The following is a 21,064-nucleotide window of genomic DNA, read 5'->3' as shown; positions in this document are numbered from 1 at the left end:
TTAAGCTTGAAGCCTTGCTAAAATAGCATTAAACTAACAAAAATAAAACAGCGCTGATAATTAGTTATCAACAGGATTTCAACCAAATAAATCAATAAGTTCAAGGTAAAAATCACAAATAAAAACAATATGTTATATTTTTAAACAAATCATTTTTTATTACACAATTTAAGTACTTTTGGCATCAGAAATTAAATAAAAACACATTGGAAAGAACACAACTTTTAAACATAGCGAATAAATACGGTAGTCCCTTATATGTTTATGATACAGATAAAATTGAATCGCAATACAACAGATTAACTGATGCCTTTAGCAGTGTTAAAAACTTAAAATTAAATTATGCAGTAAAAGCACTAAGTAATATTAATATTTTAAAGTTTTTTAAAAATATTGGTGCGGGTTTAGACACTGTTTCTATTCAAGAAGTGCAGTTAGGTTTAACAACGGGAATTGATCCAAAGAAAATAATATTTACACCAAATGGGGTTTCTTTAAATGAGATTGAAGAAGTTGCTAAATTAGGTGTTCAAATTAATATTGATAATCTTTCTATTTTAGAATTATTCGGACAAAAACATCCTGAAATTCCGGTTTGTATACGCATCAACCCACATATTATGGCAGGTGGAAATTCCAAAATTTCTGTAGGACATATTGATTCAAAATTCGGAATCTCAATACATCAAGTACCTCACATTAAGCGTGTTGTAGAAAATACAGGTATGAATATCAACGGAATTCACATGCATACAGGTTCGGATATTTTAGATATCGATACTTTTTTGCGTGCTACAGAAATTTTGTTTGATGTTGCAAAACAGTTTGATAACATAGATTTTATTGATTTCGGAAGTGGATTTAAAGTTCCTTATAAAGAAGGAGATATTTCTACAGATATTGAGCAATTAGGATTACAATTATCGGAAAGATTTAATGAATTTTGTGTGGAATATGGAAAAGAAATTACACTAATGTTTGAACCTGGAAAATTTTTAGTTTCTGACGCAGGTGTTTTTCTAGCAAAAGTAAATGTGGTAAAACAAACAACTTCTACCGTTTTTGCTCATGTAGATTCTGGTTTTAATCATTTAGTAAGACCAATGATGTATGACTCTTATCATCATATTACAAACATATCTAATCCCGAAGGAAGAGATCGTTACTATTCTGTTGTCGGTTATATTTGTGAAACAGATACTTTTGGATCGAACAGAAGAATAGCAGAAATTTCTGAAGAAGATGTGTTATGTTTCCATAATGCTGGTGCTTATTGTTTCTCAATGGCCTCAAACTACAACTCCCGTTATTTACCTGCGGAAGTCATGTTATATAAAGGAAAAGACTATTTAATTAGAAAAAGACAAACCATTAAAGATATTTTAAACAATCAAGAAATTGTTGAATTTTCTAAAATTGAAAAGAATACGAGAACGGAAATTCCTGTTTAAAAATAAAAAAGTAAATTTAGCCACGAAATCACAAATATTAATTTTGTCTTTTCGTGGCTTTTTTATTTAAAATAGATATTATGAAATTACAACTTTCTACTTCAGAAAATATTTCTAAAATTATGCAAATAATAGATGATGCAAAAGAACTTTTAGCATCTTTAAAAATTGATCAATGGCAAAATGGTTACCCAAATGAAGCACAAGTTGAACAAGATATTTTGAATGGAGAAAGTTATATTGTTTTAAATGATGAAAATAAAGTAATAGCAACTTCTATGTTTACTATAAATCCTGAACCAACTTACAAGGTTATTGATGGGAAATGGATAATTAATGAATCTAAAGTTTATGGTGTAATTCATAGAATGGCAATTAAAAAAGAATTTAGAAAATTAGGTTTAGCAACTTTTCTTTTTGATGAATTTCACCAACAATTAAAAGAAAAAAATATAGAAAGTTTAAAAATTGACACACATGAAGATAATCTTGGAATGCAATCTTTAATAAAAAAATTAGGCTATCAATATTGTGGTATTATCTATACCAATTATGACGCTAAAAGATTGGCTTTTGAAAAAATTATAGATTGATAAAACAATTTAAAAAGTATATTAGCAACCTCATAAAATCATTTTTATGAGGTTATTTTTTTAGTCGATTTTATAAAAATAAAAATGCAACTACTCTCATACTTACAAAAACAAACGCAACTATCAGAAAAATCTTTAAAGAATACTATTTTATTATTAAATGAAGATGCTACAATTCCTTTTATATCTAGATATAGAAAGGAAATGACTGATAATTTAGATGAAGTTCAAATTGGTGAAATCGTAAAATTTAAAGAAATTTATGAAGCGTTAGAAAAGCGAAAAAAAACCATCTTAAAAGCATTAGAAGATCAAAATGTTTTAACAATTGAATTAACACAAAAAGTAAACAGTTCGAGACATTTAACTTCTTTAGAAGATTTATATTTACCTTTTAAAAAGAAACGTAAAACCAAAGCAGAAACTGCACGTTTACAAGGTTTAGAACCTTTGGCTAAAATGATAATGAGTCAGCGTGTAAATAATTTAGAAGTTACTGCTTCAAAATATACTTCCAACGAAGTTGAAACGATTGAAGATGCTCTAGAAGGCGCTCGCTTTATAATTGCAGAATGGATTAACGAACGTAAAGATATTAGAGACAATATTAGACATCAAATCCAGCGTTTTTCGATCATTTTATCTAAAGCAATTAAAGTAAAAATTGATATTGAAAAAGCACAAAAATTTAAAGATTATTTTGATTGGAGTGAATCTTTAAGTAGAATTCCATCCCACAGATTATTGGCTATTTTACGCGCAGAAAGTGAAGGTTTTATTCGTGTGAAAATTGAAATTGACAAAGAGAGAATACTTCAGAAAATGGAAAATCGAATAATTCGCTCTCAAAACGAGTGTTCAGATCAAATAAAATTAGCTATTCAAGATGCCTATAAACGTTTATTATTTCCATCTTTATCAAATGAAGCTTTGTCCGTTGCAAAAGAAAAAGCAGATGATGCGGCAATTTCTGTTTTTGCAAAAAACTTAAAACAATTATTATTAGGCGCCCCTTTGGGAGAGAAAAGAGTTTTGGCAATTGATCCTGGATTTAAATCAGGTTGTAAAGTTGTTTGCTTAAGTAAACAAGGAGATTTATTACATAATGAAACTATTTTTCCTCACCCTCCTCAAAATCAAAAAATTGAAGCGATTAAAAAAATTAGTTCTTTAACGGATGCTTATAAAATTGAAGCGATTGCTATTGGAAACGGAACAGCCTCAAGAGAAACTGAACAAATTGTTAAAAAAATTCAGTTTAAAAATGAAGTTGAAATTTTTGTTGTAAGTGAGGCTGGAGCGTCTATTTATTCCGCTTCCAAAATTGCGAGAGATGAATTCCCTAATTACGATGTTACAGTGCGTGGTTCCGTTTCTATTGGTAGAAGATTAGCTGATCCTTTGGCTGAATTGGTAAAGATTGATGCAAAATCAATTGGAGTTGGCCAATATCAGCATGATGTAGATCAATCAAAACTAAAAAAATCTTTAGACGCTGTTGTTGTGAGTTGTGTAAATACAGTGGGTGTAAATATAAATACAGCTAGTGAATCTTTGTTGAGTTATGTTTCTGGAATTGGGCCAAAAATTGCAGAAAACATTGTAAATTATAGAAATAAAAATGGTTCTTTTACTTCTAGAACTGCTATAAAAAAAGTGCCTCGTTTAGGCGGAAAAGCGTTTGAACAAGCTGCTGGTTTTTTACGAATTAAGAATGCAAAGAATCCGTTAGATAATTCTGGTGTGCATCCAGAAAGTTATGCTTTAGTTGATAAAATGGCAAAAGACAACAAAAAGAAAGTTGCCGATTTTATTGGAAATAAGGAAGTTCTACAACAGATTAATTTGAAAAAATATATTTCTGAAACTGTTGGTTTACCTACATTAGAAGATATTTTTAAAGAATTAGAAAAACCTGGAGTTGATCCAAGAGCAAAAGCAAAAGCGTTTTCTTTTGACCAAAATATTAAAACAATTTCAGATTTAAGAACAGGACAATTATTACCAGGAATTGTAAACAACATTACCAATTTTGGTTGTTTTGTAAACATCGGAATCAAAGAAAGTGGTTTAATTCACGTTTCTAATTTATCTGATACTTTTGTGAAAGATGTGAACGCAATTGTGGCTTTAAATCAACAAATTTCAATAAAAGTGTTAGAAGTTGATGTTGATCGGAAGAGAATTCAATTGGCTTTGGTGAAGTAGGTTTTTAATTAATAACTTTACTATAAAATCCTAAATATTTTCTTACTTTTCAACCATCAAAACTATTCAATGAAAGTCTGTATTGCTGAAAAACCAAGTGTTGCAAGAGAAATTGCCTCTATTCTAGGAGCCAACACAAAACGCGATGGTTTCTTCGAAGGAAATGGCTATGCAGTAACCTATACGTTTGGGCATTTATGTACACTTTTAGAACCTAAAGATTACAAACCACATTGGAAAAGTTGGGATTTAAACAATTTACCAATGCTTCCAGAACGTTTTGACACTAAAGTGACAAGCAATGATGGAATTAAAAAACAGTTCAATATTGTAAAATCTCTATTCGATAAAGCCGCTGTTGTTATCAATTGTGGGGATGCAGGAACAGAAGGAGAACTCATTCAAAGATGGGTCATTAATCAATGTAATTATAAAGGAAAAGTACAACGATTATGGATTTCTTCTCTTACTGAGGAAGCTATTAAAGAAGGATTTAAGAATTTAAAACCTTCAGAAAACTATGATAATCTCTATTATGCAGGATTTTCCAGAGCAATTGGAGATTGGTTATTAGGTTTAAACGCAACACGTTTATATACGGTAAAATATGGTGGATACAAACAAGTTTTGTCTGTTGGAAGAGTACAAACTCCTACCCTAGCAATGTTGGTAAATCGTTTTGTAGAGATTCAGAATTTTAAACCACAACCTTATTGGGAGTTACAAACTACATATAGAAATACACTTTTTAATTATGAAGATGGACGTTTTTTAAAACAAGAAGACGGACAAATTTTAGCTAATAAAGTTAAAGAATCTGATTTTGAAATTGTTTCTGTTAACAAAAAGAAAGGAAAAGAATATGCTCCTAAACTTTTTGACTTAACAGGTTTACAAGTTTATTGTAATAATAAATTTGGTTTTTCTGCGGATGAAACCTTAAAAATGGTGCAAAAGTTATACGAAATGAAAGTAGTTACGTATCCAAGAGTTGATACTACTTTTTTACCTAATGATGTATATCCAAAAGTACATGGAATTTTATCGAAACTGACTAATTATAGTTCATTAACACAACCACTTTTAGGTAAGAAAATAAAAAAAACCAAACGTATTTTTGATGATAAAAAAGTAACTGATCACCATGCAATTATACCTACAGGAATACAAACGAATTTGCAATATAATCAGCAGCAAGTGTATGATATTATTACCAAACGTTTTATTGCTGTTTTTTATCCAGATTCTGATGTATCTAATACTTCAGTGCTCGGAAAAGCTGCAGAAGTTCCATTTAAAACTACTGGAAAAGAAATTATTAATAAAGGTTGGAGAGTAGTTTTTGAAACTGAAGAAAGTAAAATTAAAAAAGAATTAAATGAGCAAATGACTTTGCCTTCTTTTGTAAAAGGTGAAAAAGGACCTCATGAACCTTCGTTTTTAGAAAAAGAAACAAAACCACCAAGAAACTTTACAGAAGCCAGTTTATTAAGAGCTATGGAAACTGCTGGAAAGCAAGTGGATGATGATGAAATGCGTGAGTTAATGAAAGAAAATGGTATTGGAAGACCCTCTACCAGAGCAAGTATTATTGAGACTTTATTCCGTAGAAAATATATTGAGCGTAAGAAAAAGTTAGTTTTACCAACTCAAACAGGAATCGATTTAATTAATATTATTGACAACGAATTATTAAAATCTGCGGAATTAACTGGACGCTGGGAGAAACGTTTAAAAGAAATTGAAAGAGGTGAATTTAATGCAGGAACATTCATCAATAATATGAAAAAAATGGTGGATGATTTAGTTTATGAAGTTCGTTCGAATACCATTAAAAAAAGAATTTCTTCCGCTAGTTCTGATACAGAACTCAGTCCCATAAAGAAAAAATCAGTAAAAAAAGGGACTACATCAAAAAAACAAATTGTAGGAAAAACCTGTCCAAAATGTAAAAAAGGAAATATAATAAAAGGTTCTTCTGCTTATGGATGTTCTGAATACAAGAATAGTTGTGATTTAAAGATTCCATTTGAAATTTTCGGAAAGAAAGTTTCTGAAAATCAACTCATAAGATTGATTGACAAAAAATGTACAACCAATTTAAAAGGTTTTAAAAGAAATTCAGAAGCTATTGAAGGCTTAATTAGATTTGATGAGAATTTTAGATTGAAATTAGAACGAAAACATAATATTATTAAGGTTGAAACGAATAAATCTATTTATTCAAACACGCAGCAATCAGAAAAAATTTCATGTCCAAAATGTAATAACGGAAAAATTTTAAAAGGAAAATCTGCGTATGGTTGCTCAGATTATAAAAAGGGTTGCAATTTTGTTTTTACATTTGAAAACATCAAAAGAATTGCCAATGGAAGAACATTGTCAAAAGAATTGGTATTAGATATAATTTCTAAATAAATTATTTTATCATTGTTTTCAGATATAACTGCTCTACTTTTTCTCTTGCCCAAGGGGTTGTTCTTAAAAACTTTAGACTCGATTTATAAGTAGGGTTATTTTTAAAAGCATTAATATTCAAAATATCTCCTAATTCTTTCCAACCATATTCTAGAAACAATTGTTCTAACATGGTTGCTAACTTTATTCCGTGTAAAGGATTATTGGGTTGTTCTTTGCTCATTTATTTTCTCGAATTCGCTATTTCTACTATTTCATCAGAACTAAATATAGATTGATGTGATTTGCTATCAGCAAGTTTCTGCATACAAGTTGCGATTTTTTCAGGAGAAATCATTTTATACTTTTTTAAACTCCCTAAAAACAAAGGATTTAATAAACTCATTATTCCTTTGACAATTCTTTCTCCTACTCTTACTTCATCACGATTACCTCCAATTAAAGAAGGTCTTAAAATGAAAGTGTTTTTGATGTTTTGTCCTAAAACATCACGTTCCATTTCGCCCTTTGTTCTATTATAAAAAACAGAACTTGATGCATTTGCTCCCATTGAGGAGATTACTACAAATGTTTTTATATCCTTTTTTTTTGCCATTTTTGCTGCGCTTAGAGGAATTCCATAATCAATAGTTTTGTATGATTCTTTATCTTTTGTTTTAGCAGCTGTTGTTCCGATACAACAAAATAACACATCTGCTGCAAAGTTTTCTTCAAACTTATTTAATTGAAATAAGTCTATAATATATTCCTCGATTTTATCTGACTGAATATCTATAGGGTTTCTAGAGAAAATTTTAATTTTTGTATACGTTTTATCTGCAATTAGGTTTTTTAAAAGTATACCTCCCGTTAGACCAGTTGCTCCTAAAATTATAGCTGTTTTACTCATTATTCATCTAAATTTGGTAATACAAATTCATCTAAAATAGATTTTTTTGCCATCATCTCTTCTATTTCTTTGGTTGTTCTCGGTGCTTCACTAGATAAATTTACTGGTCCATTTTTAGTTACTAAAATATCATCTTCAATTCTAATTCCTATTCCCCAATATTTTTCATCACAATTACTTCCATTCGGAATATAAATTCCAGGTTCCATGGTTACCACCATATTCTCTTCAAAATCTCCATAATTTCCTGGATCATGAACATCCAAACCGATATGATGTGAAGTTCCGTGCGGAAAATAAGGGTGCTTTTCATCCGCAGATTTTATGATTCCTAGTTTAAATAAACCGTTATTTATTATTTTTATTGCTGCTTGATTTGGAGCTTGCATACTTGTACCGATTGTGTATAAAGCAATACCTGCTTCTTGCGCTTCATAAACTAAGTCGTAAATCTGTTTTTGTGCTTTTGTAAATTTCCCATTAGCCGGAATTGTACGAGTAACGTCTGCTGTAAAACCTCTATACTCAGCACCTAAATCCATTAATACCAAGTCATTACCAACTTTGGTTCTGTTGTTTTCTATATAATGCAAAATACAACCATTATTACCTGCACCAACAATTGAAGGATACCCCTCATACTCTGCTCCGTATTTTTTATACACAAACTCATGAATTCCTTGTAACTCAGTTTCAGACATATGAGGCTTCATTGCTTTCATTACCTCTATTTGACCAATGGCAGAAATTCTTACTGCCTTGGTTAATAATATTAATTCTTCAGCTGTTTTTACTTCGCGCATTGTGGCTAAGTTTGCTGATAAAAATTTTATATCAATATTTGTTTTTGACTCTAAAGCAAAAGTAATTTTTTGTTTAATTTCTTTTTTTAATGCATCTGTTTTAGCAATTTTATATTCTTTAATTAATTGGTCTTCTTTAATTTCAGCATAACGACCTTCCACTTGATTTATAAGTTGAATTACATTCGCACTCCTTTTTATTGGGGTTTCTGCAATATTATTATACACATATTCTTTTACTCCAGATAAATATATTTTTGGAACATAACCTGCTTTAATTTTAAACTCTTTTACCAAATCAAAAATATCTGCAGTATCGCTTAAATTTCTATAATCATCGTTAAATTTTTCAATAAAAACTTTATCAAACTTTTTAAAATCGATTGTTGTCTTTATAAAATCTTCACCATTCATTGCCTTTTTAAAACCAAGTTCCATTTTGGCTCCTTCAATTCCTAACCTTTTTCCGTTCCATTGTTCTGCTCTTTTATCTCTTTTTTGAACGTATAAAATCTCATTATAAAAACTTCCATTTTCATCCATTTGATTTTCGGAAAAAAGTATTAAAACAGCATTTGGTTCTCTGTACCCTGTTAAATAATAAAAATTTGGATCTTGATGAAAAACATAATCCACATCATTAGCTCTGTTTCTAATTGGATTTGCAAATAAAACTGTTACTGAGTTTAAAGGCATTTTAGAACGTAAAACTTCACGTCTATCTTTATGGAAATCTTTTGATAAAAAATCTTTTGGCAACTGCGAAAATCCGTTTAAAGAAAATGCTAAAACCAGGACAATTTGAAGTTTAAAAAAATTCATAAAAAACAATGTATAAGTTGCAGAATCAAATGTAACATTATTTATTTTTGATTTAAAAATATTAACAGAATATTAGTGATTGTTTATTGCGGATTTTTAAATAATTTAGCACGAAATTTAAGAATTCTTTAAACGACAACTAAATTTGGTCTTTTTTTAAATTTTTTCTTTAATTAAAATTTCTAAATATTATATAATGAAAAATATAGCATTACATACAATTCATAAAAGTCTAGGAGCAAAAATGGTCCCTTTTGCAGGTTATAATATGCCCGTGCAATATGAAGGAGTAACCGCAGAACATCATACAGTTAGAGAGTCTGTGGGTGTTTTTGATGTCAGCCATATGGGTGAATTTTTAGTTAGCGGAAAAAATGCGCTAGCTTTACTGCAGAAAGTTACTTCTAATGATGTTTCTAAACTAGAAATTGGCGATGCTCAATACAGTTGTTTCCCAAATGAAGATAATGGAATTGTAGATGATTTAATTTGTTATAAAATTAAGGAGAATCAATATTTATTAGTTGTAAATGCCTCTAATATCCAAAAAGATTGGAATTGGATTTCTTCATATAATGATGAGTTTGGAGCAGAATTAAAAGATTTGTCTGAAGATTATTCTTTATTAGCAATTCAAGGACCAAAAGCAGTTGAAGCAATGCAATCTTTATCTTCTTTAGATTTAGCTGATATTCATTTTTATAAATTTAAAATAGGAGATTTTGCAGGAGTTGAGAACGTAATTATTTCTGCTACTGGTTATACTGGTTCAGGAGGATTTGAAATTTATTGTAAAAACAATGAAGCAACTCAAATTTGGAACAAAGTTTTTGAAGCTGGGGCAGAATTTGGAATTAAGCCAATTGGTTTGGCTGCAAGAGATACATTGCGCTTAGAAATGGGATATTGCTTGTATGGAAATGATATTGATGATACAACTTCGCCAATTGAAGCTGGTTTAGGTTGGATAACAAAATTTACCAAAGAATTTGTAAACCATGAGGCATTAGCAAAACAAAAAGAGTTAAAACCTGAAAAACGTTTGGTTGCTTTTGAGCTGGATGAAAGAGGTATACCAAGACATGGTTATGATATTGTTGACGGAAATGGAAATGTAATCGGAAACGTTACATCCGGAACTATGAGCCCATGTTTAGGAAAAGGTATTGGATTAGGATATGTGCCTAGAATATTATCCAAAGCTGGAACACAAATTCAGATACAAGTGCGTAAAAAAGCAATACCCGCAACTGTGGTGAAATTACCTTTCTATAAAGAATAAATTTTAAAAAATATTTTCTCAAGAATTCTTTTTCAAAAAAATCGGAAAATTACATATCGAGGAACTTAAAAGAAAGGTTATTAAATGTAAAAACCCCAATGAAATTCATTGGGGTTTTTTATTTATTTATTTTAAAAATCTAGACGTTAAAACGAAAATGCATTACATCCCCATCTTTAACAATGTATTCCTTACCTTCTACTCTCATTTTTCCAGCTTCTTTTACTTTTGATTCAGAACCGAAAGTAATGTAATCTTTGTAAGCAATAGTTTCTGCTCTAATAAAACCTTTTTCAAAATCTGTATGAATTACGCCTGCAGCCTGCGGCGCTGTGGAGCCAATAGGTATTGTCCAAGCTCTTACTTCTTTAACCCCTGCTGTAAAGTAAGTCTGTAATTTTAATAATTTATACGCAGAACGAACTAACCTAGCAACACCAGCTTCTTCTAAACCAATATCTGCTAAAAACATTTGTCGTTCTTCGTAATCGTCTAACTCTGCAATATCTGCTTCTGTTCCCACTGCTAAAACAATTACTTCAGCATTTTCATCTTTTACAGCTTCTCTTACTCTTTCTACATATTCATTTCCTGAAACTGCTGAATCTTCATCCACATTACAAACATACAATACTGGTTTTGCAGTAATAAATTGTAAAGATTGAACGAACTCCATTTCTTTTTCCGAAAAATCTAATGCCCTCACTGAAATTCCTTTTAATAAAGTTTCTTCAATTTTTAGAAGTACTATTAATTCAGCTTGTGCCTCTTTGTTGCCGGTTTTTGCAGTTCTTTTAACTCGCTCTAAACGTTTTTCAACAGTTTCTAGATCTTTTAACTGTAACTCAATATCAATGGTTTCTTTATCTCTAACTGGGTCTATAGATTCATCTACATGAATAATATTGTCATTATCAAAACAACGAACTACATGTAAAATAGCATCCGTTTCTCTAATATTTGCCAAAAACTGATTTCCTAAACCTTCACCTTTACTCGCTCCTTTTACCAAACCAGCAATATCTACAATCTCTACAGTTGCAGGCATCACACGTTCTGGATTCACCAATTCTTCTAATTTTTCAATTCTTTTATCTGGTACATTTACAACTCCAAGATTTGGTTCAATAGTACAAAACGGAAAGTTAGCACTTTGCGCTTTTGCGTTTGATAAACAATTAAATAAGGTTGATTTCCCTACGTTTGGTAATCCTACAATTCCGGCTTTCATTTCTATAAATTTTGCGATTGCAAATATAGTAGAACTTTCATGAAAATTGAATTAAATCAATAAAGAAAGCGTATAACCATCAATTTTATTTATTTTTAGAAAATATTTTAGTATCAAAAGTTTTAAATGAACAAAATTACAGATCAATTTATTTGGAAAGCCCTAAAGGAAGGAGATCTTAGAGCATTTTCAACACTTTTTGAAATCTATTATCCGCAACTATACAGTTATGGTTTAAAAATATCTAAAGATATTTCCATAACAGAGGATTCTTTACAAGATTTTTTCTTGTATATCTACGACCATAGAGAAAATCTGAGTGATTTAGACAAAATTGCACCATATCTCTTTACTGCTTATAAACGTTTTTTAATTAATGTGATAAAAAAAGAGAAAAAAATAACCAAAACAGACTTTTCTCAAGAAGATGTATTAGATATTCAGTTTAATGCAGAAGAACTCATTACAAATAAAGAAACGGGTAATTTTAGAACAAAAAACATTCCTACTCTTTTAAATAAATTACCAAAAAGACAAAAAGAAGCCATTTATTTAAAATATTATAGTGGTTTAAAAGCTACAGAAATAGCTGAAATTATGGATATAAATTACCAAAGTGTGGTAAATATATTACATAAAGCTATTAAAAATTTAAAAGAAGAAGTTTCGATACTAAATTTATTCAAATAAAATTTATGGAAAATATAGAGTATATAAAAGTTAAAATACTCTTATTATATTAGATTGAAAGATTAAGAAGAATGATTAAGAAAAAGTATACTACAATTTATGATTTTTTAGATGATATCTCATTTACAAATTGGGTGCATCAAAATAATGGCACTGATATTGGTTATTGGGATTTTTGGATTGAAAATAATCCCGACAAAAAAGAATTGGTAGAAAACGCTAAAGCCCTAGTTTTAGGTGTTTCCTTTGATCAAAAATTTGTCAGTAAAGAAAAAATAACTTTAGAATGGCAAAAGTTAGAATCTAAAATTCAAGCAAAAAAACTTGTTCATAAAAGAGGATTAAAATATTTAAAACCATTTAGCATAGCAGCTTCTATTGTTTTATTGATTTCTTTTGGAGTTTACTTTTTAAATTTTAATAATAAAATTATCCATAAAACAAATTATGGAGAGATCTTAAATTTAAAGCTACAAGATGGTAGTACTGTTACTCTAAACTCAAATTCCAGTCTGTCTTATTATAAAACTGATAGTAGAAAAGTTTGGTTAACAGGTGAGGCTTTTTTTCAAGTTGAAAAAAAAATAGCTTCAAATGCAAAATTTTGGGTGGTAACAAAAGATTTGTCTGTTGAGGTTTTTGGAACTTCTTTCAATGTAAGCACAAAAAAGAAAAAAACAGATGTTTTTTTAGAGGAAGGGAAAATTTGGTTAAAATTAAATAATGGAGTGAATAAAAAAATGATTCCAGGAAATTATATTTCTTATTCATCAGAAAGAAATGAAGTATTAGAAGATAAAAATATTTTTAATCCTGTTATAAAAACTTCTTGGAAAGATGGTTCGTTACTCTTTGAAAACCTATCTTTGGAAAAAGCGATGGAAAAAATAGAAGAAACTTATGGTTATTCTGCAGTTTTTAAAGATGATATCAGTAAAAACACTTTAATAACAGGTGCAGTTCCTATTACAAATATCGACATTTGTATAAAGGCTATTGAAAAGTCAGTTAATGTACTTATAATTAAAAAAGAAAATAATTTAATTATAAGCAAAAAATAGGTGTAATTTTAAATTATTGAATGGTTCAAAAATTAGTAATAAAACTTATATTAATTGTTTTTGTAACTTTTTATTTTCAAAACACAACTGCTCAAGAGTTTAAAAACAATACAATTCCTTTAACAACATTACTAGATAAAATGAGTAATGATTACAAAGTATTCTTTACTTATAGTGCTAATCTTCTTAAAAATAAATTTATTCAAGAAAAAGGATTTAAAGACCTAAGTTTAAAAGAATCTATTTTTTTATTACAAAAAATTACACCCTTTCTTTTTGATGATTTAGGAAATAGTTATTATGTAATTTATCCTAAAAAAGAAAACGATAAAAAGAAATTTCTCGCGAAAAATAAAAATATTTTGTCTAGAGATATTTTTATTGATAGTACTTTTAAGAGCAATAAGATAATTGTTCGAGGAATCGTTTTAAGTTCAGACAATACTCCACTTGGTGGAGCAACTTTGCAAGAAAAAGAATCTTTAGAGGGGACCACGACAAATAGAGATGGAACTTTTGAATTTGAAACTCAAAAAGAAAACAACATTACAATAAGTTTTTTAGGACATAATTCTAAAACTATTAGCCTAAAACCAAATATATTTCAGTCAATTACTTTATTATCTGGACAAGAATTAGAAGAAGTACAAATAGTCGGTTCTAGAAATAAGAATAGGGTGGCTAATGACACACCGGTTGCCATTGATTTTATAGATATACAAGAAACTTCAAGCAAAAGTATACAGGTAGAAGTAAATCAATTTTTACAATATGTAATACCTTCGTTTAATGCCACAAAACAATCTGGTGCTGACGGTGCAGACCATATAGATCCTGCAACTATACGAGGTTTAGGCCCAGACCAAACTTTAGTGTTAATTAATGGTAAAAGAAGACACCAAGCATCTTTAATCAATTTATACGGAACTCGAGGAAGAGGGAATTCTGGAACCGATTTAAATGCAATTCCCATCTCTGCGATAAAAAGAATAGAATTATTACGCGATGGTGCATCAGCCCAATATGGCTCTGACGCCATTGCAGGCGTTCTAAATATTGTTTTAAAAGATTCGGATAACGAATTAAACGTCACTTCGACTTTAGGTTTTCATAACGCAAATAATAATACTGTCTTCCCGAATAGTGCTGATGGATTTACCTATAAATTAGGTTTAAACTATGGAACAAAGATAAATAAGGGAGGTTTTATAAATTTTACTGTTGAAGCCTTGTCCGCGGATAATACAATAAGACCAGGAACTGCAGCAAGAGAAAAATTTGGACAAGCAGCAGTAAAAAATGTCAGTATTTTTTTAAACTCAGAAGTTCCTATTTATGAGAACACCAAGCTGTACTTTAATGGAGGTTTTAATTATAAAAACACGGAAGCCTTTGCTTTTACTCGAAAATCTGATAGCGAAAGAAATGTTCTTAATATTTACCCAAATGGATTTAATCCACTGATTACTTCGAATATTTTAGATAATTCATTCTCCATTGGAATGCTTACAAATTTCAAAGAATGGAATGTTGATGTTAATAATACTTTTGGAAGAAATAACTTTCACTACTTCATTAAAAACACATTGAATGCTACGCTTGAAGATAATTCTCCAACAGAATTTGATGCTGGTGGTCATCAATTAATACAAAATACCACAAGTATTGATTTTTCAAAATACTTTACAGCGACCTCTTATGGGTTTAATATCGCTCTAGGACTGGAATATCGATTAGACAAATACAAAATATTTTCTGGTGAAGAAGCCTCATATGGTTCCTACGATATTAATGGAGATTTAGTCAACTCAAAAACTCCGGTTTCAGATTATAAAAATTATAATGGAGCAATAAGACCGGGTGGATCTCAGGGATTTCCTGGATATTCCCCAGAAAATGAAGTAGATCGAAATAGATCAAATCTTAGTATTTATATTGATACAGAAATAGATTTTTCAGAGAAATTCATGATCGGTTCCGCTTTACGTTACGAATATTATAGTGATTTTGGAAGTACATTAAATTACAAACTTGCATCTAGGTATAAAATTAACAGAAAATTTAATCTAAGAGGTTCTTTTAGTACAGGTTTTAGAGCCCCGTCTTTAGCTCAAAGTTATTACAATTTAACATTCACAAATTTTATTGGAAATACTCCTTCAGAATCATTTTTAATAGCAAATAATAGCCCTATTGCTCGGAGATTTAATATTGACAAATTAAGAGAAGAAAAGGCTAGAAATTTTAGTTTCGGTTTTACTGCAAAATTAAGTTCAAATTTTAATGCAACCGTAGACACCTACTCTGTTTTTATTAAAGATAGAATTATTTTAAGTGGTAATTTTGATGCCTCAAATTTAGGCCTAGGATTAGATAATGTTCAATTTTTTGCTAATGGAGTAGATACGAAAACAACTGGTATTGATTTGGTTTTAAACTGGAACAAAAGTATTGGTAATAAAACTTTTTCTATTGATTTTTCTGGAAACATAAATTATATGAGTATTTCAGATATCAAAAATAAAATATTAGACCAAGAAACTTTTTTCGGAAAAAGAGATCAACAATTTTTATTAGCATCAGCACCAAAAAGCAAATTTAATCTTGGTTTAAACTATCAATATAAAAAAATTAAAACTTCATTAAATTTTACCAGATTTAGTAAAATTACTTTAATTGATTGGCAACTTAGCCAAGATGTATCTAATTTTAATAATTCTGAGTTAGAACGATTAGAAGCAGCAACAGACATTTATCGACCAAAAATAACAACAGATTTGCATTTAAGTTATCAAATAAATACTCTAATTAATCTACAATTTGGTGCCAATAATTTGTTCAATATTTACCCTACAATACAAAATAGTTATACTGACAGTGGAGGATTATGGGATGCTACACAAATGGGAACAAACGGTTCATTTTACTATACAAAGTTGAATTTAAAACTGTAAATCTTGCGCTAATAATTATTTTTATATTTTTCTTAAAAAAAAATCATTTTTTTTAGAGTATATTTTTTCTTTTTCTTTCTTTTACAAACAGAGAGCTTTTTATTTAAACAATATATCAGCTCAATAAACACATTTATTAACTAATAATTTATTTATGAAACAAAAGTATTTATTAAAATTTTGTACAATTGCTTTTATGTTTATGCTTCCTTTAGGATTAATGGCGCAAACTATAAAAGGTAAAGTAACAGATTCATCTGGCGAAGGTTTGCCATATATGAATGTTGTTGAAAAAGGAAACACTTCTAATGGAGTTATTTCTGACGATAATGGAGAGTTCTCTATTAATGTAAAGAGTTTACCTACAACTTTAGTAGTTTCTTCTATGGGTTTTGAGACTAAAAATGTTAAAGTAATTCAGCCTTCTTATTTAACAATTGTTGTTAATGAAGATAATGCTTTAGATGAGGTTGTTGTAACAGGTTCTAGAACACCAGCAAGATCTAATACTAAAAGTCCATTACCAATTGATGTTGTATCTGCTAAAGATTTAATTTCAACAGGACAGACTTCTTTTGACAAGGCTTTACAATACAAGATTCCATCATTTAATACAGTTCAAACACCAGTAAATGATGCGACTTCTTTATTAGATCCATATGAAATTAGAAATATGGGACCAAGTAGAACATTAATCTTAATTAATGGGAAACGTAAGAACTTAAGTGCTTTATTATACACTCAAACTTCACCAGGACGTGGAGAAACAGGTGCTGATATTTCAGGTATACCTACAGACGCAATTAAATCTATTGAGATTTTAAGAGATGGAGCTTCTGCTCAGTATGGTTCTGATGCCATTGCTGGAGTTATGAATATTATCTTAAAAGACAGCCCTAATGGTGGTTCTGCTACTTTAAGAACTGGTATGACTTCTGAAGGAGATGGTGAAATGTTTGGTGTTTCTGTTAACAATGGTTCTACTATTGGAAACGGCGATGGCTTTGTTAATTATACAGTAGACTTTTCTAAAACAAGCTTAGCTAACAGACCTGGTACAGTAAATGCAAGAGGAGAAGCTGCTGACTTTGGAGCTAGTTTAGGATTTGTTGAAGAGTTTTTATCGAGAAAACCAGATGCTGGAAATATCAATGGATCTCCAGAAACTGCTGCTGCTAAATTTTTATTGAATGGTGCTTATAACTTAAGTGAAGAATCTAAAGTCTATTTCAATGCTGCTTTTATCAATAAAAAAGTAAATTCTTTTGCAAACTACAGAACTCCATATTGGAGAACAGTAGATAGCTTTCCTTATTTAGCTGATTTTTTCCCTGGCGATCACCCAACAAATGCTGGAGGGTATGATGGGTATGTTCCTACATTTGAAGGAGACTTGAATGATTACAATGCTACAGTAGGATTTAAATCTGTAATTAATGATTGGAATGTAGATGCAAGTTTTACTACTGGTGGAAATGCTCAAACATATAAAGTAAATCAATCTCACAACAGAAACTTTGTATACGTTCCAACATACAATGAAACAACTGGAGAATTTGATGCGACTTCTATTTACAGAGAAAATTCAAAACAGTCTTTTGATCCAGGTGGAACTCGTTTTTCTCATAACGTAGGAAATATTGATGTTTCTAAAATTTTATCAGATAATTTAAGTTTTGCATTTGGTTCAGAGTTTAGATACGAAACTTTTGAGGTTATAGAAGGTGAATTAGGTTCTTATGATGGTGGTGGTGCAGATTCATTTTCTGGAAATAGCCCAGAGAACTCAGGAGTTTTTACACGTTATAACTTTGGTGGATATGCTTCTTTAAATTGGAACCCTTCAGAAAATTTAACTTTAGATGGTACAATTAGAAGTGAAAACTATTCTGACTTTGGAAATGCATTTGTTTGGAAATTAAGTTCTGCTTATACTATAAATGACAAGTATACCTTAAGAGGATCTTTATCAACAGGATTTAGAGCTCCAACGTTGCACCAAATTTACACACAAAAAGCGCAGTATAGCTTTGTTCCGGGACAAGGAATTCAAGTTGGTGGTTTAGTAAATAATGTTTCTTCTCAAGCAGGTTTATTAGGTATTCCTAAATTAAAAGAAGAAACTTCTACTAACTTTACATTTGGTCTTGGAGGAAAAGTAAATAGAAATTTAAGCTTTACTGTAGATTATTATAGTATCAACGTTGAGGATAGAATTGTTTTAAGTACTGAAATCGGTGCTACTGCTGCAGGAAATACGCCTTTGGATCAAGTATTATCTGCTAATAACCTATCTGATGTAAGTTTCTTTGTAAACGCCTTAGATACTAAAACTTCAGGATTAGATGTAGTTTTAAGCTATGGTAACTTAGACGTTGGTGAAGGAAAATTAGGCTTTAACTTATCTGGAAACTATACAATTCAAAATGAGAGAGATGGGGATGTTAAAAATCCAACATTAGTTTCTAATGCTGGCCAATCTGTAGTTAATGCAACTCAAGAAGCTTTATTCTTTACCTCTAGACCAAAAACAAAGTGGATTTTAGGATCGACTTACGATATTGGTAAATGGGGATGGTCTTTAAACAATACTTACTTTGGAAAAACTACTTTCAAACAACAAGGTATGAGTACTGATTTAAGAACAGAATTTACTCCAAAAATTGTTACAGATTTAGGAATTAACTATAATGCAACTGATAAATTAACCATTGCTTTAAATGTTAATAACTTATTGAATGTATTACCTGAATGGTCGTTTAAAGCAGAAAATGCTGCAGGACAAGCTTTAATTGATAATACTACACTTAACGGTGCTGGTGTTACTCCAATACAAGAGCAATCTAACTTAATTACTTTTAACCAACGTTATTCTCAAATGACATATGATGGTTACCACTTTAGTCAATTAGGTACGATGTTTAATTTATCATTAAACTACCAATTCTAATACTTAAAACAATTTATACCAGTTTTATTATTTGAATGAATAAAACACCCAACTGTTATCAGTTGGGTGTTTTTTATTGAAATTAATTTATAATATATTCTTCAAATAAAAATATTCAAAAATAGCTTAAAAAAAAATCCTGAAAATATTCAGGATTTTTTTTTTACTATTTAGTCAAGAAATTACTTCTGATGCATGAATCGTTGCTTCTCCAGCAATTCTTCTTCAGTCTCCACATTTTCGTCATCTGGCACACAACAATCTACAGGACAAACTGCAGCACATTGAGGCTCTTCATGAAAACCTTTACATTCTGTGCACTTATCTGCCACGATGTAATAAATTTCATCTGAGATTGGTTCCTGATCTTCATCCGCATTCACAGAATTACCATTTGGCAAAACTGCATTTCCTTTTAAATCTGTTCCATCTGAATACTTCCAATCATCTGCTCCTTCATAAATTGCCGTGTTAGGACATTCTGGTTCACAAGCCCCACAATTTATACATTCATCTGTTATTATAATTGCCATAATTTTCTCTTCTGTTTTTGTACCTTTGCAATTGCAAAAATAAAGCCAAAATTACAGACAACCAAAATAAATGATTAGTATTCAAAACAGAATTACTGCACTTGTAAAACTAGGAGACTTTTTAGGTCAGTTTTCTATAGAAAAAGTAGAAAAAAGAGATAATATTGAACATAATGAACTCTTCTTTGAAGGCTTTTTACACCAGATTAAAATAGCTCAAGAAAGCAATTCTTGGTTTACAAAAAATAACATTTTATTCGCTTTAAATAGCATAAGTAAGTCACTAACTTACAATAGTTTATATGTATTTGTAGAAAGTGTTAATTTAAATATTATTTCATCTAAAAAAGTAGCGGTTATCATGGCTGGAAATATTCCGTTAGTGGGCTTTCATGATTTTTTATCAGTCTTAATTTCAGGTCATTCTGTCTTGGTAAAGCAATCATCTAATGACAAACATTTATTACCCTTTTTAGCAAAATATTTAGAGCACATTGAAGAGAACTTTAAAGGGAAAATTACTTTTACAGAAGAAAAGTTAACTGATTTTGATGCAGTAATCGCTACAGGAAGTGATAATACAGCTCGTTATTTTGAATTTTATTTTAAGAATAAACCAAATATTATCAGAAAAAGCAGAAATTCGGTGGCAATTATCACTGGTAAAGAAACGGAGCAAGATTTTATAAAATTATCTGATGATGTTTTTCAATATTTTGGTTTAGGCTGCAGAAGCGTTTCAAAATTATATGTACCAAAAGACTACAATTTCGATATGTTCTTTGCGGGAATGTATTCAAAGAAAGATATGATTCATAATGCGAAATATGCTAATAATTATGATTATAATAAAGCAGTATATTTGATGAGTCTTTATGATTTGCTAGAAAACGGTTTTCTCATGATTAAAGAAGATAAAAGCTACTCCTCTCCTATTGCGACCATTTTCTATGAATATTACGAGAATGAAATAGATTTAAAAATAAAATTACATCAAGACAAGGAAAAAATTCAATGTATTGTTGCTAAAGACTTTATTGAAAATGAAGTTGGTTTTGGACAAACACAATCTCCAAAGTTAACAGATTATGCAGATGGAGTGAATACTTTAGAATTTTTAACAAAAATATGACAACAGGGTTTTTAATTGTTGTTCAAACCAAATTAAAACAATAGCAA

The 21,064-nt window shown here is 29.8% G+C and carries 15 protein-coding genes; 10 read left to right on the top strand and 5 right to left on the bottom strand.

From position 1 onward, the window contains the following. Positions 1-206: 206 nt before the first annotated feature. The 4 genes from lysA (at position 207) to BLT88_RS07280 (ending at position 6,670) form a co-directional block, all read left to right on the top strand. Complete coding sequence (lysA, locus tag BLT88_RS07295) at positions 207-1,451, top strand: diaminopimelate decarboxylase (protein WP_091953963.1); 1,245 nt, start codon at positions 207-209, stop codon at positions 1,449-1,451. Positions 1,452-1,531: 80 nt separating this feature from the next. Continuing rightward, a complete protein-coding gene (locus BLT88_RS07290) occupies positions 1,532-2,044 on the top strand; it encodes a GNAT family N-acetyltransferase (protein WP_091953962.1) in 513 nt (170 codons plus the stop codon). A gap of 84 nt (positions 2,045-2,128) precedes the next feature. After that, positions 2,129-4,252, top strand: a complete 2,124-nt coding sequence (locus tag BLT88_RS07285) for a Tex family protein (protein ID WP_091953960.1) — start codon at positions 2,129-2,131, stop codon at positions 4,250-4,252. Between the two features lie 69 nt (positions 4,253-4,321). Next, entirely contained in the window at positions 4,322-6,670 is a 2,349-nt protein-coding gene (locus tag BLT88_RS07280) for a type IA DNA topoisomerase (protein WP_091953959.1), read from the top strand. A 1-nt stretch (position 6,671) separates the two neighbouring features. Here BLT88_RS07280 and BLT88_RS07275 read toward each other — a convergent pair whose 3' ends face one another. The 3 genes from BLT88_RS07275 to BLT88_RS07265 are packed head-to-tail and all read right to left on the bottom strand — an operon-like array spanning position 6,672 to position 9,184. Next, positions 6,672-6,893, bottom strand: coding sequence for a VF530 family DNA-binding protein (locus tag BLT88_RS07275; protein ID WP_036786248.1), 222 nt, complete (start codon positions 6,891-6,893; stop codon positions 6,672-6,674). After that, complete coding sequence (locus BLT88_RS07270) at positions 6,894-7,559, bottom strand: NAD(P)H-binding protein (RefSeq protein WP_091953957.1); 666 nt, start codon at positions 7,557-7,559, stop codon at positions 6,894-6,896. Then, the gene (locus tag BLT88_RS07265; RefSeq protein ID WP_091953956.1) at positions 7,559-9,184 is read right to left on the bottom strand and encodes an aminopeptidase P N-terminal domain-containing protein; all 1,626 of its coding nucleotides are present in this window, start codon (positions 9,182-9,184) and stop codon (positions 7,559-7,561) included. The genes BLT88_RS07270 and BLT88_RS07265 overlap by 1 nt, the downstream gene beginning before the upstream one ends. Positions 9,185-9,380: 196 nt before the next feature. On the opposite strand from BLT88_RS07265, the gene gcvT reads away from it, so the two are divergent. Beyond that, a complete protein-coding gene (gcvT, locus tag BLT88_RS07260; protein ID WP_091953955.1) occupies positions 9,381-10,466 on the top strand; it encodes a glycine cleavage system aminomethyltransferase GcvT in 1,086 nt (361 codons plus the stop codon). 139 nt (positions 10,467-10,605) lie between these two features. Here the strand turns inward: gcvT and ychF are convergent, their stop codons facing one another. Continuing rightward, a complete protein-coding gene (gene ychF, locus BLT88_RS07255; protein ID WP_091953954.1) occupies positions 10,606-11,697 on the bottom strand; it encodes a redox-regulated ATPase YchF in 1,092 nt (363 codons plus the stop codon). Positions 11,698-11,823: 126 nt separating this feature from the next. On the opposite strand from ychF, the gene BLT88_RS07250 reads away from it, so the two are divergent. The 4 genes from BLT88_RS07250 to BLT88_RS07235 all read left to right on the top strand — a co-directional run bounded on the left by BLT88_RS07250 (position 11,824) and on the right by BLT88_RS07235 (position 19,352). Continuing rightward, the gene (locus tag BLT88_RS07250) at positions 11,824-12,387 is read left to right on the top strand and encodes an RNA polymerase sigma factor (RefSeq protein WP_091953953.1); all 564 of its coding nucleotides are present in this window, start codon (positions 11,824-11,826) and stop codon (positions 12,385-12,387) included. Positions 12,388-12,458: 71 nt separating this feature from the next. Beyond that, complete coding sequence (locus tag BLT88_RS07245) at positions 12,459-13,448, top strand: FecR family protein (protein WP_091953952.1); 990 nt, start codon at positions 12,459-12,461, stop codon at positions 13,446-13,448. A gap of 20 nt (positions 13,449-13,468) precedes the next feature. Next, positions 13,469-16,402, top strand: a complete 2,934-nt coding sequence (locus BLT88_RS07240) for a TonB-dependent receptor (RefSeq protein WP_091953951.1) — start codon at positions 13,469-13,471, stop codon at positions 16,400-16,402. A gap of 154 nt (positions 16,403-16,556) precedes the next feature. Next, positions 16,557-19,352, top strand: coding sequence for a TonB-dependent receptor (locus BLT88_RS07235; RefSeq protein WP_091953949.1), 2,796 nt, complete (start codon positions 16,557-16,559; stop codon positions 19,350-19,352). Positions 19,353-19,534: 182 nt separating this feature from the next. Here the strand turns inward: BLT88_RS07235 and BLT88_RS07230 are convergent, their stop codons facing one another. Then, a complete protein-coding gene (locus BLT88_RS07230; RefSeq protein ID WP_036786232.1) occupies positions 19,535-19,885 on the bottom strand; it encodes a 4Fe-4S dicluster domain-containing protein in 351 nt (116 codons plus the stop codon). Between the two features lie 70 nt (positions 19,886-19,955). Here BLT88_RS07230 and BLT88_RS07225 point away from each other — a divergent pair, with 70 nt between their 5' ends. Then, positions 19,956-21,017: an acyl-CoA reductase gene (locus BLT88_RS07225; protein ID WP_091953948.1), complete on the top strand. Its 1,062-nt coding sequence runs from the start codon at positions 19,956-19,958 to the stop codon at positions 21,015-21,017. Positions 21,018-21,064: the final 47 nt, after the last annotated feature.

Origin of the sequence: Polaribacter sp. Hel1_33_78, from assembly GCF_900106075.1 — a bacterium.
Lineage (GTDB): Bacteria > Bacteroidota > Bacteroidia > Flavobacteriales > Flavobacteriaceae > Polaribacter.
Note: the sequence above shows the minus strand (reverse complement) of the source record. Positions and strands in the feature narration are given on the sequence as shown.